This is a genomic window from Kribbella sp. NPDC023972, from assembly GCF_040639075.1.
Taxonomy (GTDB): Bacteria; Actinomycetota; Actinomycetes; order Propionibacteriales; family Kribbellaceae; genus Kribbella.
This window is the reverse complement of the sequence record NZ_JBEZZH010000011.1, coordinates 1-13,275: the sequence shown is the minus strand read 5'-3', so window position 1 is coordinate 13,275 and position 13,275 is coordinate 1. Positions and strand designations below refer to the sequence as shown.

Genomic DNA, 13,275 nt, shown 5'->3' with positions numbered 1-13,275 from the left:
CGTCGGGCCGGCGGGATCTTGAGTGGTGGCTGAGGTGTCGCGAGGTGGGCCTGGTGGCTGACGCGCTGGCTGACTACGAGTCGGAGGCCGCAGCGGTCCTGCCGGCGCCCATCTGGGATTTCGTTGCCGGTGGCAGCGGTTCGGAGACCACACTGCGGCTCAACCGCGCGGCCCTCGACTCGGTGACTCTCGTCCCGCGCGTGCTGGCGGGCGTCGACGGGCCAGACACCACGTGCACCGTCCTCGGCGCCGATCTCGCGATGCCCGCATTGGTAGCCCCGATGGCCTATCAACGCCTGCTCCACCCGGAAGGCGAACTGCTGCTCGCCCGTGCCGCCGCCGAGGCCGGCATCCCTTACGTGATCAGCACTTTGAGCAGCTATCCACTGGAGAAGATCGCGGCCACAGCACCTCCCTGGTTTCAGCTGTACTGGCTGCGCGAACGCACCACGGTCAGATCGCTGGTCGACCGTGCCGCCGAGGCGGGCTGCACCGCGCTGATGGTGACGGTCGACGTCCCCGTGATGGGCCGGCGGCTGCGCGACGTACGCAACGCCTTCGCCCTGCCCGCCGATGTGGTGGCCGCGAATCTTGTCGACATAACGACAGAGGCACACACGACGGTTCCGGGGTCGTCGGCGGTCGCGGCGCACACCGCGTCCGCCTTCGAGCCCGCCATAGCGTGGCGCGATTTGGAGTGGCTCCGCAGCCAGACCGCGCTTCCCCTTGTGGTGAAGGGAATTCTCGACCCTCGTGACGCCCGCCGGGCCGTGGACGCTGGTGCGACCGGTGTGGTGGTGTCCAACCATGGCGGCCGGCAGCTGGACGGTGCGATCGCGTCGATCGATGCCCTCGGCCCGGTCGTCGAGGCGGTCGGGCAGGACTGCCAGGTCTTGCTGGACAGCGGCATCCGCAGCGGGACCGATGTGGTCAGAGCTCTCGCCTTGGGAGCGTCCGCCGTACTCGTTGGGCGCCCGTTGCTGTGGGCATTGGCTGTGGAAGCTGTGGACGAAGCGCTGGGGTTGCTCAGACGAGAGCTGCGGGACGCGATGCTGCTGGCAGGTTGTGCGGACCTGACTGCGCTCAGAGAGCTGACGACGGGGAGAGCGTGATGGCCGACCTGAAGCTGACCGACCTGCACGGTTCACTAACGGATCGCGCGCTCAACTCGATGAACTTCCTCAACGAGGTCTCGCACCACTACCCGGACGCGATCTCCCTCGCCGCCGGCCGCCCGACCGAGCAGTTCTTCGCGCTCGAGGACCTGCACACCTACCTCGACCTGTTCGCCGATCACCTGCGCAAGCAGGGGTACGACGAGGCCGCGGTACGACGGACCATCTTCCAGTACGGCCGGACCAAGGGCATCGTGCACGACCTGATCGCCCGCAACCTCGCCGTCGACGAAGACCTCCACGTCGATCCCGAAGCGATTGTCGTCACCGTCGGCTGCCAGGAGGCGATGCTTCTCACCCTGCGGGCGCTGCGCTCTGATCCGAACGACGTCCTGCTCGCGATCTCCCCGACGTACGTCGGGCTCACCGGTGCGGCGCGGTTGCTCGACTTTGCCGTCCTACCGGTTGCCAAGGACGACGACCTGGCCGCCGTGGTGAAGGCGGCCCGGGCCGACGGGTTGCGGCCGCGGGCGTGCTATGTGATGCCGGACTTCGCCAATCCGTCCGGGCTCAGCCTGGATTTGGAGGCTCGGCGACAGTTGCTGGACGCCGCAGCCGAGCTGGACCTGTTGCTGATCGAGGACAACCCCTACGGTCTGTTCCGGGCGGACGGGGTCGATCGGATTCCGACGCTCAAGGCCCTCGACACCGATCGTCGGGTGGTCTATCTCGGGTCGTTCGCCAAGACCGGGCTGCCCGGCGCGCGGGTCGGGTACGTCGTCGCGGACCAGACTGTCGAGGCGCCGGACGGAAGTTTCGGACTGCTGGCGGACGAGTTGTCGAAGATCAAGAGCATGGTCACGGTGAACACCTCACCCGTCGCCCAGGCCGTGATCGGCGGCAAGCTGCTCGCGAACGACTTCAGCCTGGTCGCGGCGAATCGGCGCGAGCGCGAGATCTATGCCGCGAACCTGCGCGCGATCACCGACGGGCTGGAGGCCCGGTTCCCCCAGGGCGAGGTCAGTTGGACGGTGCCGTCGGGTGGATTCTTCGTCGTCGTCACGGTTCCGTTCTCGGTCGACGACGTACTGCTGGAGAAGTCCGCCCACGAGTACGGCGTGCTCTGGACACCGATGAGCCACTTCTACGACGCCGGTCCGCCGATTCACGCCCTTCGCCTGTCGTGCAGTGCGGTCGCCCCAGCCCAGATCGACGCCGCCCTCAACCGCCTGACCGCGCTGATCACCGACCAGCTCCCGTAACTGGTCCTCTGGGCCGGGCCGAAACTGGATCTGTAGGGGAGGCCGGTCCGCTTCTAGCGTGAATGCCATGACCGTGCACATTGCCGCGCTGCCGCGCGGCGGGTCATGGGGCTGTGACTCCCGGCCTTCCCTCGTCGCTCCAGTCGCTTCGCTCCCTGCGCTCCTCAGTCCAGGCCGGGAGGCCCCATGACCAGCGTTCGCGAGATCCCGACCGTCCCCGTCCCCGCGGCGCCGCGCCTGCTGACCGGCCAGTTCGGCCGGCTGCTGGTGATGGTGTTCGGCTCCGGCCTGAGCATGTACCTGCTCACCTCGGTGGTCCCGCTCTACCTCGCCGCCAACGGCTCCGGCGGGATCGGTGCCGGGCTGTCAACCGGAGCGATGATGCTGTCCGCGGTCGGTACCGAGCTGGTGGTGCCGCGCATGCTGGCTCGCTGGGGCTACCGGATCGTGCTCGGCCTCGGCCTGATCCTGCTCGGCGCACCGTCGCTGGTGCTCCTGGTCACGTCGTCGCTCCCACTCGTCCTGACGGTCTGCGTCGTCCGCGGCGCGGGACTGGCGATCCTGGTCGTCGGGGCGGTCGCGCTGGTCGCTGACGTGGCTCCGGCTGCTCGGCGAGGTGAAGCTCTCGGCGTCTACGGACTGGCCGTCGGTCTGCCCGCCGTGATCGGTCTGCCGCTCGGTGTCTACCTGACCAACCTGGTCGGCTTCGGCGCCCTGTTCGTCCTCGCCGCCGTCAGCTCGCTGGCCGGACTCGCCACGCTGGGCGCGATGCCCCGAACCGCCGGCGCCGAGGAGCAGCACATGCAGGTCCTCGGTGGTCTGCGGGGCAGCGGACTGTTGATGCCGGCGTTCGTGTTCGCCGCGGTCACCGTCGCGGCCGGCATCAGTGTCACCTTCCTTCCGCTGGCCGTTGCCCAGGACAAGCATTCGCTGGTCGCGACCGCGCTGCTGATGCAGTCGATCACCGCCCCCGGCGCCCGCTGGCTGGCGGGCCGGTACGGCGACCGCGTCGGGCCGGCCAAGCTGCTCGCGCCCGCGCTCATCCTCGCGGCACTCGGAGCCGGGGCGCTGGTCCTGATCGGCAGCGCCGTCGCCATCGTGGTCGGCTCCACCCTGTTCGGCATCGGCTTCGGCGCCGCGCAGAACCTCACGCTGTCGCTCATGTACAACCGCGTCCCGAAGTCCCGCTACGGCCAGGTCAGCGCGCTGTGGAACCTCGCGTACGACGGCGGCTGGGGCATCGGCGCCATCATCTTCGGCGCGATCGTCGCCGGCACCGGCTACTCAGTCGCCTTCGCCCTGACCGCGGCCGTGGTCGCAGCCGCGATCATCCCGGCGGTTCAGAGCTTGCGCAGGCGCACGTAGCGGACGGCATGGTCGCCGCCTTTGCGGAGGACCAGGGTGGCGCGGGAGCGGGTGGGGAGGATGTTCTCCCGCAGGTTCGGGCCGTTGATGCTGTCCCACAGCGACTCGGCCTTCTTGACCGCCTCGTCCCGGCTCAGCTCGCCGTACCGGACGAAGTACGACTCCGGGTTGCGGAAGGCGGTCTCCCACAGCTTGAGGAAGCGGTGCACGTACCAGGACCGGATGTCGTCCGCGGCCGCGTCGACGTAGACGGAGAAGTCGAAGAAGTCACTGACCGCCAGGCCGCTCTTGCCGTCCGCGTGCCGGGGTGCGGGCTGGAGCACGTTCAGGCCCTCGAGCAGCAGGATGTCCGGTTGCTCGACGGTGGTCCGGACGCCGGGCATCCGGTCGTAGTGCAGGTGTGAGTAGACCGGCGCCTCGACCGTGTCCATCCCGGACTTCACCTCGACCACGAAGCGCAGCAGCGCCTTGCGGTCGTAGGACTCGGGGAAGCCCTTGCGCATCATCAGGTTCCGGCGCTCGAGCTCGGCGTTCGGCCAGAGGAAGCCGTCGGTGGTGACGAGCGCGACCCGCGGGTGCTCGGGCCAGCGGGCCAGCAATTCGCGCAGCAACCGGGCGGTGGTCGACTTGCCGACGGCAACGGACCCGCCGATGCCGATCACGAACGGCGTCCGGGTCGCGGCCGGCTTGCCGAGGAAGCTCTCGGTGTCGGCGTGCAGCGCGCGGGCGTGCCGGACGTACAGCGAGAGGATCCGCGACAGCGGCAGGTAGACCTCCCGCACCTCGTCCATGTCGATCTCGTCGCCGAGACCGCGCAGCCTCTCGATCTCCTCGGCCGTCAGCGGGGACACGGTCGTCTCGGCGAGTTGCGCCCAGGCGGCCCGGTCCAGCTCGGTGTAGGGAGTCACCTCCCGCGTCGGCTGCAGCATGAGCCCCATTCTTCCCACCTGAGCGTACGCCGACCCACCCCGGGCGGGCGTGGCTTACGTCTCAACTACCGCCGCTGGCCGGTCCCGGAAACCGCTTGCTTGACCTATTGACGCTGTGTTGCGCCGTGCGTACGGTGTGTCCCACGCCAACTATCGAAGGATTCGCCGAAACTTTCGACGGCATGTGAGGAGGCGCGGGATGACCGCACCGGTGGGGCTTGCGAAGCGTCACTCGCGCAGCGAGACGGCCGAACAACCGCCGCGGAACGGCGCGAAGGGGCGGGCCGTCCCGAACCATCGGGGCTTCTGGGCGGACGTCAAGCGGGACTGGCGGTTGTACGCGTTGCTGGCGCTGCCGATCGCGTACTTCGTGATCTTCAAGTACCTGCCGATGGCCGGCAACATCATCGCGTTCCGGCGGTTCGTGCCCGGCGGCTCGATGTTCGGTGAGCAGTGGGTGGGGCTGCGCTACATCCGGATGTTCATCGAGGACCCGACCTTCTGGCAGGTGTTCCGCAACACGGTGGTGCTGGGCGGGCTGAGCCTGCTGTTCACCTTCCCGATCCCGATCGTGCTGGCGCTGCTGCTGAACGAGCTGCGCGGGCAACGGTTCAAGAAGTTCGTCCAGACCGTGTCCTACCTGCCGCACTTCATCTCGGTGGTGATAGTTGCCGGGATGATCCTGCAGCTGGTCTCGCTGCACGGCACGATCAACCAGGTGCTGAAGGCAACGACCGGCAGTACGGTGAACTTCATCCAGGACGCGGACTGGTTCCGCGCCATCTACGTCTCCTCCGACGTCTGGCAGACAGCCGGCTGGGGCACCATCCTCTACCTGGCCGCATTGACCCAGATCGACGACACCTTGTACGAGGTGGCCAGGATCGACGGCGCCAACCGGTGGAAACAGACCTGGCACATCACTCTGCCCGGGATCGCGCCGACCGTTGTCGTGTTGATGATCCTGAACATCGGCTCGTTCCTGTCCGTCGGGTTCGAGAAGATCCTGCTGCTCTACAACCCGCTGACCTACGAGACGGCGGACGTCATCTCGACGTACCTGTACCGGGTCGGCCTGGTGTCGAACAACTTCTCCTACGCGACCGCGATCGGCCTGTTCGAGGCGCTCGTCGGACTGACGCTGGTCTTCGGGGCCAACGCGATCTCGCGCCGGACGCTGGGAGGCGGACTGTGGTGAAGACAGTGGCCGGCATCGAGGACACCACCAGCTACCGGGTCTTCCAGGTCTTCAACGTCACGGTCCTGCTGCTGGTCGTCGTACTGACGCTGTATCCGTTCGTGAACATCGTCGCGCAGTCGTTCAGCAGTGAGTCCGCGATCAGCGCTGGCAAGGTCAACCTGTTCCCGGTCGGCTTCGACACGTCGACATACCAGGTCGTCATGAACGACTCGATGTTCTGGCGCAACTACGGCAACACCGTGCTCTACACCGTGGTCGCGACCGCGGTCTCGCTCGTGCTCACCACCTGTATGGCGTACGTGCTGTCCAAGCGGCACCTGCGCGGCCGCAAGTTTCTCATCGGGTTCGTCATCTTCACCATGTTCTTCAACGGCGGCCTGATCCCGAACTACGTGCTGATCTCCCAGCTCGGGATGAAGAACACGCTGTGGGCGGTGGTGCTGCCGAACGCGATCAGCGTGTTCAACCTGCTGGTGATGAAGGCGTTCTTCGAGAACATGCCGGCCGAGCTGGAAGAGGCGGCGATGATCGACGGGCTGACCACGTTCGGCATTCTGCTGCGGATCGTGCTGCCGCTGAGCAAGGCGATCCTGGCCACGATGATGCTGTTCTACGCGGTGGCGAACTGGAACGCCTGGTTCGGCGCCTTCCTCTACCTCGACGACAAGTCACTGTTCCCGGTCACGATCTACCTCCGGAACATGATCGCCGGAGCGACCGCGGGCACTTCGGCCGGCGCGACGGGTGACGATCTCACCCAGATCCAGGCCAACATCAAGGCGGTGACGATGGTGCTCACCGTCCTGCCCATCCTCTGCGTCTACCCGTTCATCCAGCGGTACTTCGTGTCCGGCGTGATGCTCGGCTCGATCAAGGGCTGAGGACGCCGGGGAGCCGCCCTCCCTGGAAGAAGGAAATCATGAAGATCAGCCTCCGTCGGGCGATCGTCGTCCCGGTTCTGGTGGCCGCGCTGGGCCTGTCCGCGTGCAGCGGCGGCTCCGGCGACGAGACGGCCGACACCAGCAAGAACAGAACGGGTGCGATGGACAACTACGCCGTCGGCACGCAGTTCAAGGCGACCGAGCCGCTGTCGTTCTCGGTCCTCTACAACGATCCGCCGGGGTACCCCTACAAGAAGGACTGGCTGCTCTGGAAGGCGATGACCGAGCGGACGAACGTGACGCTGCAGCCGACCGTCGTACCGCTGAGCGACTACGAGCAGAAGCGGTCGCTGCTGGTGTCCGCGGGAGACGCGCCACTGATCATCCCGAAGACGTACCCGGGCCAGGAGTCGGCGTACGTGTCGTCCGGCGCGATCCTGCCGGTCAGCGACTACCTCGACCTGATGCCGAATTTCCAGGCCAAGATCAAGCAGTGGAAGCTCGAGCCGGAGATCGACACCCTGCGCCAGCAGGACGGCAAGTTCTACCTGCTGCCCGGCCTGCATGAGGAAGTGTGGCCGGACTACACGCTGAACATCCGGGCCGACATCTTCAAGCAGCAAGGCATCCCGGTGCCGAAGACCTGGGACGAGCTCGCCGCGGCACTGGCCAAGCTGAAGCAGGCCTATCCGGACAAGATCCCGTTCTCGGACCGCTACCAGGGCAAGAGCCTGCTCAACCTGATGGGCACGGCCTACGGTACGGCGGCCGGCTGGGGTTACGGCGACGGCGCGGTCTGGAACCAGGACGCCGGTGAGTTCAAGGCCGCCGCCACGATGCCGCAGTACGGCGATATGGTTGCCTACCTCAACAAGTTGGTGAGTGACAAGCTGCTCGACCCGGAGACGTTCACGCAGCAGGACGACCAGGCGATCCAGAAGTTCGTCACCGGCCAGTCGTTCGTGATCAGCGGCAACTCGCAGGAGATCACGACGTACCGCAAGACCATGGACAGCACGCTGGGCAAGGGCAAGTACGAGGTCGCCCGCATCCTGGTCCCCGGTGGTCCGGCCGGTCAGCTGATGGGCGGGTCCCGGCTGGAGAACGGCGTCATGATCAACGCGAAGGCGAAGGAGCAGCCGAACTTCGTCGCGATGATGCAGTTCGTCGACTGGCTCTGGTACTCCGACGCCGGCCAGATGTTCACCAAGTGGGGTGTCGAGGGGACGACGTACCAGCTGAAGGACGGCAAGCCGGCGCTGCTGCCCGGGATCGACTACAACGGCCTCAACCCGGGTGCCGGCAAGAAGGACCTGCGCAAGGACTTCGGCTTCTCCGGCGGCGTCTTCGCGTACGGCGGATCGACCGAGCTGCTGCACTCGATGATGGTGCCGGCCGAACTGAAGTGGCAGGAGGAGATGGCCGCGACGCACAAGCCGGTCGCGGTGGAGCCGCCGTACCCGTTGAGTGACGCCGACCGGGAGCAGGCGACGCTGCTGAACACGCCGCTGACCGACTTCGTCAACCAGCAGACGCTGAAGTTCGTGCTCGGGCAGCGGCCGATGAACCAGTGGGACGCGTTCGTGCAGGAGCTCAACGGCAAGGGCGCGGACAAGTACCTCAAGATGGTCAACGACGCCCACGCCACCTACGAGAAGGACCACGGCGGTAAGTGATGTCGACGCTTTCGACCGGGTTCGTGGACGGCAGGCTCTATCGGACGTGCCTGTTCGTCTACCAGTTGCTGGTGATCGAGGCCTGCCTGGTGGTCGCCTTGCTGCCGACGGTCGCGCTGGTCCTGCTGCTCGCGCCGGACCCCCGCAACGTTGTGTGGTTCGCAGCAGCGGTGGTTCCGGCCGGGCCGGCCCTGGTCGCGGGCCTGTACGCCGTACGTCGGATGGAGCAGTCCCCGGTGCGGGACTTCGTGCGCGGTTACCGGTTGAGCTGGCTCGACATCGTGCAGTTGTGGGCGCCGGCGGCCCTGGTGATCAGTGTGGTGAGCGCTGACTGGCTGGTGGTTGCCGGTCTGGTGGGGTTGTGGCTCGTCAACGTGCTGGTGATCACGGCCCGGTTCTCGTTCCGGGTTCGTGACACCGCGCGGCTGGCGACGTACTACCTGGGCGCGCAGTGGCGGTGCACGCTCAACGTGATCCTGCTCGGTGCCGGCTTTGTGCTGGTGGTCATGAGCACGTCCGACTGGGTCGCGGTGTTCCTGCTGTCGCCGGCGCTCTATCTGCTGGCCCGAATGACGCGACCCCTGGTCGCCGACATCGAGAGGCGATTCGTGTGACGATCTGGTTCGGTGGCGACTACAACCCCGAGCAGTGGCCGGACGAGGTGTGGGCGGAGGACGCGCGGCTGTTCGACCTGGCGGGGGTCAACACCGCGACGATCGGCGTTTTCTCGTGGGGACTGTTGCAGCCGTCCGAGGACGTGTACGACTTCAGCGTCCTCGACCGGATCACCGCGTCGCTGTCCGACCGGAACGTGATCATGGCAACGGCCACAGGCGCGCATCCTGCCTGGCTGGCCCGCCAGTACCCGGAGGTCACCCGGGTCGACTTCGAGGGCCGCAAGCATGTGTACGGCGCTCGGCACAACCACTGCCCATCATCGCCGATCTTCCAGCGGCTCTCGGTCGAGCTCGCCGGGCGCATCGCCGAGCGGTACGCCGACCTGCCCAACCTGGTCGCGTGGCACGTCGGCAACGAGTATGGCGGCTCCTGCTACTGCGACAACTGCACGGCGGCTTTCCGCGTCTGGCTGCGAAACCGTTACGGCACGTTGGATGCCTTGAACCACGCTTGGTGTACGACGTTCTGGAGCCACACGTTCTACGACTGGGACGAGATCGTCGCGCCGTCCGCGTTGAGCGAGCACTGGCGCGGTCCGAACCACACGGCGTTCCAGGGGATCACGCTGGACTACCTGCGGTTCATGTCGGACGCGCTGCTGGAGAACTTCAAGGCCGAGAAGACCGCGATCCGGCAGTACAGCGACGCTCCGGTCACCACGAACCTCATGGGTTTCTACCGCCCGTTGGACTACTTCCGCTGGGCCGAGCACCTGGACGTCATCTCGTGGGACAACTACCCGCCGGATGATCGGTCGGCTCCGCGGATGGCGTTGACGCATGACCTGATGCGTGGGCTCAAGGGCGGGCAGTCGTTCTGGTTGATGGAACAGACGCCGTCTACGACCGCCTGCCGGGACGTGAACCCGGTCAAGCGGCCGGGAGTCATGCGGTTGTGGAGCTACCAGGCATTGGCGCACGGGTCGGACACTGTGCTGTTCTTCCAGTTGCGCGCCTCGCGCGGTGCGTCGGAGAAGTACCACGGCGCGGTGATCAACCACGCCTCTCGCTCTGACACCCGAGTGTTCCAGGAGGTCGCCGCACTAGGCGCCGAGTTGCCGCGGCTGGCCCCCTTGGTGGGCGCCGAGACCCGTAGCAAGGTCGCGCTGATGCTCGACTGGAACAGCTGGTGGGCGGTCGAGATCTCGGACGGCCCGTCGCGTCACGTGTCTTACGTGCGTACGGCGATCGCCTGGTACGCCGCCGTCCAACGCCTCGACGTGGACGTGGACGTCGTACCGGTGGATGCCGACATCTCGTCGTACGACGTGGTCCTGGCGCCGTTGCTGCACATGGTCCCGGACGGGCTGGGGGAGCGGCTGGAGGAGTTTGTCTCGCAGGGTGGCACGTTGGTGACCGGGGTGCTGTCCGGACGGGTTGATGTCGACGACAACGCGTTCCTGACGGACATCCCGGGACCGCTTGCCCGGGTGCTCGGGGTGCGGGTGGATGAGACGGATGCGCAGGATCCGTCGGTCGTGAACCCGGTGCAGCTGGACGGTGTCACGGCTGAGGGATCGCTCGTCTTCGACCTGATCATCCCCGAGGGTGCCGAGGTCGTGGGGACGTACACGGCCGACTTCTATGCGGGGACGGCGGCCGTGACGCGGCACCGCTTCGGCGCGGGGCAGGCGTGGTACCTCGGGACCATGCTGGACGCCGGCGGTCTGGACGCCGTACTGGGTTCGGTGGTCGACGAGGCCGGGTTGACCGGGTCGTATGCGAGGATCGACGGCGTCGAAGCGAGGCGGCGGTACAAGGACGGTCAGCGGTATCTCTTCCTGCTGAACCACGGGGACCGGGAGGTGCGGGTGGCGGCCGACATGACAGGAACCGACCTGATCACCGGCGCACAGGTCGAGGCCGGCGCGAAGCTGGTGCTACCGGCAACCGGTGTGGTGGTGTTGCGGTCGGATGACGTTTGACCCCTGCTGGCTCGGCGGCCAACGGTTGCCTGAGGTCACCATTCATGCCTCGGGTGCACTGGCGCAGACGATCCGGGCCGAGCTCCGGCAGACCCGTCGGGTCCGTCACGACGTAGAAGTTGCCCTGTGCACCCTTGGGCGGCTCGAGGAAACACCCTTGGCCGCTGGGGTCGAGCAGGCGTTGCCGGCCGACGGGCTGGGTGACGAAGGCTTCGTGGTGGTGCGACGCGGCAACCAGTTGGTCGTCGCCGCCGAGGCCGGTCGCGGCCTGCTGTACGGGTACTTCTACCTGCTGCGGTACTTCGAGTGGATGACCGGCGACTTCACCGTGGTCGAGCGGCCGGCGATTCCGGTCCGGATGGTGGCGCACTGGGACAACCTGGTCCCGCATCCGGTGCTGGGCGCGGTCGAGCGCGGGTACTCAGGTGGATCGATATTCTTCCGCGACGGCCGGGTGGTCCAGGACCTGACCCGGGTGCGGGCGTACGCCCGGTTGCTCGCGTCGATCGGCATCAACGCGGTGGTGATCAACAACGGCAACGTGTGGGCCGCCGAGACCCGGTTGATCACTGATCACCTGCCAGACGTGGCCCGGCTCGCCGCGGTGTTCCGCGAGTACGGGATCGCGATCTACCTGTCGGTGAACTTCGCCGCGCCGATCAAGCTCGGCGACCTCGACACCGCCGATCCGCTGGACGAGCGGGTGGCCCGCTGGTGGTCGGCCGCGGTCGGCCGGGTGTATGACGCCGTACCGGATCTCGGCGGGTTCGTGGTGAAGGCGGACTCGGAGAACCGGCCGGGGCCGCATACGTACGGGCGGCACCACGCGGACGGCGCGAACATGCTCGCGCGCGCGTTGGCGCCGTACCGGGGGACCGTGTACTGGCGGTGTTTCGTCTACGACTGTCATCAGGACTGGCGTGATCGCAGTACCGATCGGGCCCGGGCGGCGTACGACCACTTCGTGCCGCTGGACGGGTTGTTCGACGACAACGTCGTCCTGCAGATCAAGCACGGGCCGCTGGACTTCCAGGCGCGCGAGGCGGTGTCGCCGTTGCTGGGAGAGTTGCAGGAGACGCGGTTCGCGCTGGAGTTGCAGGTGACGCAGGAGTACACCGGTCAGCAGAAGGATCTGTGTTACCTGGGTCCGTGGTGGCGGGAGATCCTGCAGTTCGACACAACCGGTGGTGGTGGGCCGACCGTTGCCGAGCGCACCAAGGCGATCGTCGGCGTCTCCAACGTCGGCGACGATCCGAACTGGACCGGCCACAAACTTGCCCAGAGCAACCTCTATGCGTACGGACGACTGGCCTGGGACCCGGCCGCGGACCCGGTCAGCCTGCTGCACGAGTGGGCTGCGGCGACATTCGCGATGGACGACCGGACCAGGGCCGAGCTGGTGTCGATCATGGCCGACTCGTGGCGGACGTACGAGCGTTACACCGCACCGCTTGGTGTCGGTTGCATGGTCACGCCCGGGACGCACTACGGGCCGAGCGTGAACGGGTACGAGTACTCCGAGTGGGGCACGTACCACTTCGCCGACCGCTACGGCGTCGGAGTGGACCGGACCGTCGCGACCGGCTCAGGCTTCACCGCGCAGTACCCGGAACCACTCGCCAGTCGCTACGAAAACGTTTATACCTGCCCGGACGAACTCCTGCTGTTCTTCCACCACGTCCCCTACGACCACGTCCTCCAGAACGGCCGCACAGTCCTGCAACACATCTACGACACCCACTTCCAGGGGTACGACGAAGTCGAAACCATGATCGCCCGCTGGAAAACCATCGCCGACCGCTTCGACCCTGTCATCCGCGACAACATCACCACCCGCTTCGAGCAGCAGCTCCGCAACGCCCGCGAATGGCGAGACCAGGTCAACACGTACTTCCACCGCCTCAGCGGAGTCCCCGACGCGGCCGGCCGCACCATCTACCGGTAGCGCGGGTTCCCTGGAGTACGACGGCTGCGTTCGCGTGCACGAGGAAGACGACTGTGGGTCGCGTTGCTCGGGTAGGAGGGTGTGGGTCGCGTTGCTCGAGCCGACGACTGGGGTGTCGACGGCTCGAGTCGGGCGGTGGAGCCTGCCGGAGTGGGCGGGTGCGGTGCCTGCCGGAGTAGCGCGGGTGTGGTGGCGCGGCTCCGGGCTGCGTGAGTGTGCTAGTCGTGGCGGTGTGCGTCAAGGGCGCCTTCGGCGTCCCTGCGGGATCTTCGACCCTTGACCCACACCGCCACGACCAG

Annotated in this window: 10 protein-coding genes; 9 read left to right on the top strand and 1 reads right to left on the bottom strand. The window is 67.0% G+C overall.

The features are described from left to right. Positions 1-53 precede the first annotated feature (53 nt). The 3 genes from AB0F43_RS32145 (at position 54) to AB0F43_RS32135 (ending at position 3,742) form a co-directional block, all read left to right on the top strand. Positions 54-1,112, top strand: a complete 1,059-nt coding sequence (locus AB0F43_RS32145; RefSeq protein WP_360485457.1) for an alpha-hydroxy acid oxidase — start codon at positions 54-56, stop codon at positions 1,110-1,112. After that, entirely contained in the window at positions 1,112-2,377 is a 1,266-nt protein-coding gene (locus AB0F43_RS32140) for a PLP-dependent aminotransferase family protein (RefSeq protein ID WP_360485454.1), read from the top strand. The genes AB0F43_RS32145 and AB0F43_RS32140 overlap by 1 nt, the downstream gene beginning before the upstream one ends. Before the next feature lie 186 nt (positions 2,378-2,563). Beyond that, a complete protein-coding gene (locus AB0F43_RS32135; protein WP_360485451.1) occupies positions 2,564-3,742 on the top strand; it encodes an MFS transporter in 1,179 nt (392 codons plus the stop codon). Here the strand turns inward: AB0F43_RS32135 and coaA are convergent. After that, complete coding sequence (gene coaA / locus AB0F43_RS32130) at positions 3,718-4,671, bottom strand: type I pantothenate kinase (protein ID WP_360486052.1); 954 nt, start codon at positions 4,669-4,671, stop codon at positions 3,718-3,720. The genes AB0F43_RS32135 and coaA overlap by 25 nt on opposite strands. A 199-nt stretch (positions 4,672-4,870) precedes the next feature. On the opposite strand from coaA, the gene AB0F43_RS32125 reads away from it, so the two are divergent. Genes AB0F43_RS32125 through AB0F43_RS32100 form a run of 6 tightly spaced genes read left to right on the top strand, consistent with a single transcriptional unit; the run spans position 4,871 to position 12,976 of the window. Continuing rightward, complete coding sequence (locus AB0F43_RS32125) at positions 4,871-5,869, top strand: ABC transporter permease subunit (RefSeq protein ID WP_360485448.1); 999 nt, start codon at positions 4,871-4,873, stop codon at positions 5,867-5,869. Continuing rightward, positions 5,863-6,753: a carbohydrate ABC transporter permease gene (locus AB0F43_RS32120; protein WP_360485445.1), complete on the top strand. Its 891-nt coding sequence runs from the start codon at positions 5,863-5,865 to the stop codon at positions 6,751-6,753. The genes AB0F43_RS32125 and AB0F43_RS32120 overlap by 7 nt, the downstream gene beginning before the upstream one ends. 38 nt (positions 6,754-6,791) lie before the next feature. Further along, positions 6,792-8,429 (top strand): extracellular solute-binding protein, encoded by a 1,638-nt coding sequence (locus AB0F43_RS32115; protein ID WP_360485442.1) that lies wholly within the window; start codon positions 6,792-6,794, stop codon positions 8,427-8,429. Next, positions 8,429-9,043, top strand: coding sequence for a hypothetical protein (locus AB0F43_RS32110; RefSeq protein ID WP_360485439.1), 615 nt, complete (start codon positions 8,429-8,431; stop codon positions 9,041-9,043). Before AB0F43_RS32115 ends, AB0F43_RS32110 begins: the two co-directional genes overlap by 1 nt. Beyond that, on the top strand, positions 9,040-11,031 hold the full coding sequence (locus AB0F43_RS32105; RefSeq protein ID WP_360485436.1) for a beta-galactosidase: 1,992 nt from the start codon (positions 9,040-9,042) through the stop codon (positions 11,029-11,031). Before AB0F43_RS32110 ends, AB0F43_RS32105 begins: the two co-directional genes overlap by 4 nt. Then, positions 11,021-12,976 carry an alpha-glucuronidase gene (locus AB0F43_RS32100; RefSeq protein WP_360485433.1) on the top strand — a complete coding sequence of 652 codons (1,956 nt, stop codon included), beginning with the start codon at positions 11,021-11,023 and terminating at the stop codon, positions 12,974-12,976. Before AB0F43_RS32105 ends, AB0F43_RS32100 begins: the two co-directional genes overlap by 11 nt. Positions 12,977-13,275 lie beyond the last annotated feature (299 nt).

Excerpts from the sequence above, each read along its gene's own strand:
- AB0F43_RS32140 (WP_360485454.1), top strand. The coding sequence starts at position 1,112 with ATGGCCGACCTGAAGCTGACCGACCTGCACGGTTCACTAACGGATCGC.
- AB0F43_RS32135 (WP_360485451.1), top strand. The coding sequence starts at position 2,564 with ATGACCAGCGTTCGCGAGATCCCGACCGTCCCCGTCCCCGCGGCGCCG.
- coaA (WP_360486052.1), bottom strand. The coding sequence starts at position 4,671 with ATGCTGCAGCCGACGCGGGAGGTGACTCCCTACACCGAGCTGGACCGG.
- AB0F43_RS32125 (WP_360485448.1), top strand. The coding sequence starts at position 4,871 with ATGACCGCACCGGTGGGGCTTGCGAAGCGTCACTCGCGCAGCGAGACG.
- AB0F43_RS32115 (WP_360485442.1), top strand. The coding sequence starts at position 6,792 with ATGAAGATCAGCCTCCGTCGGGCGATCGTCGTCCCGGTTCTGGTGGCC.
- AB0F43_RS32110 (WP_360485439.1), top strand. The coding sequence starts at position 8,429 with ATGTCGACGCTTTCGACCGGGTTCGTGGACGGCAGGCTCTATCGGACG.
- AB0F43_RS32100 (WP_360485433.1), top strand. The coding sequence starts at position 11,021 with ATGACGTTTGACCCCTGCTGGCTCGGCGGCCAACGGTTGCCTGAGGTC.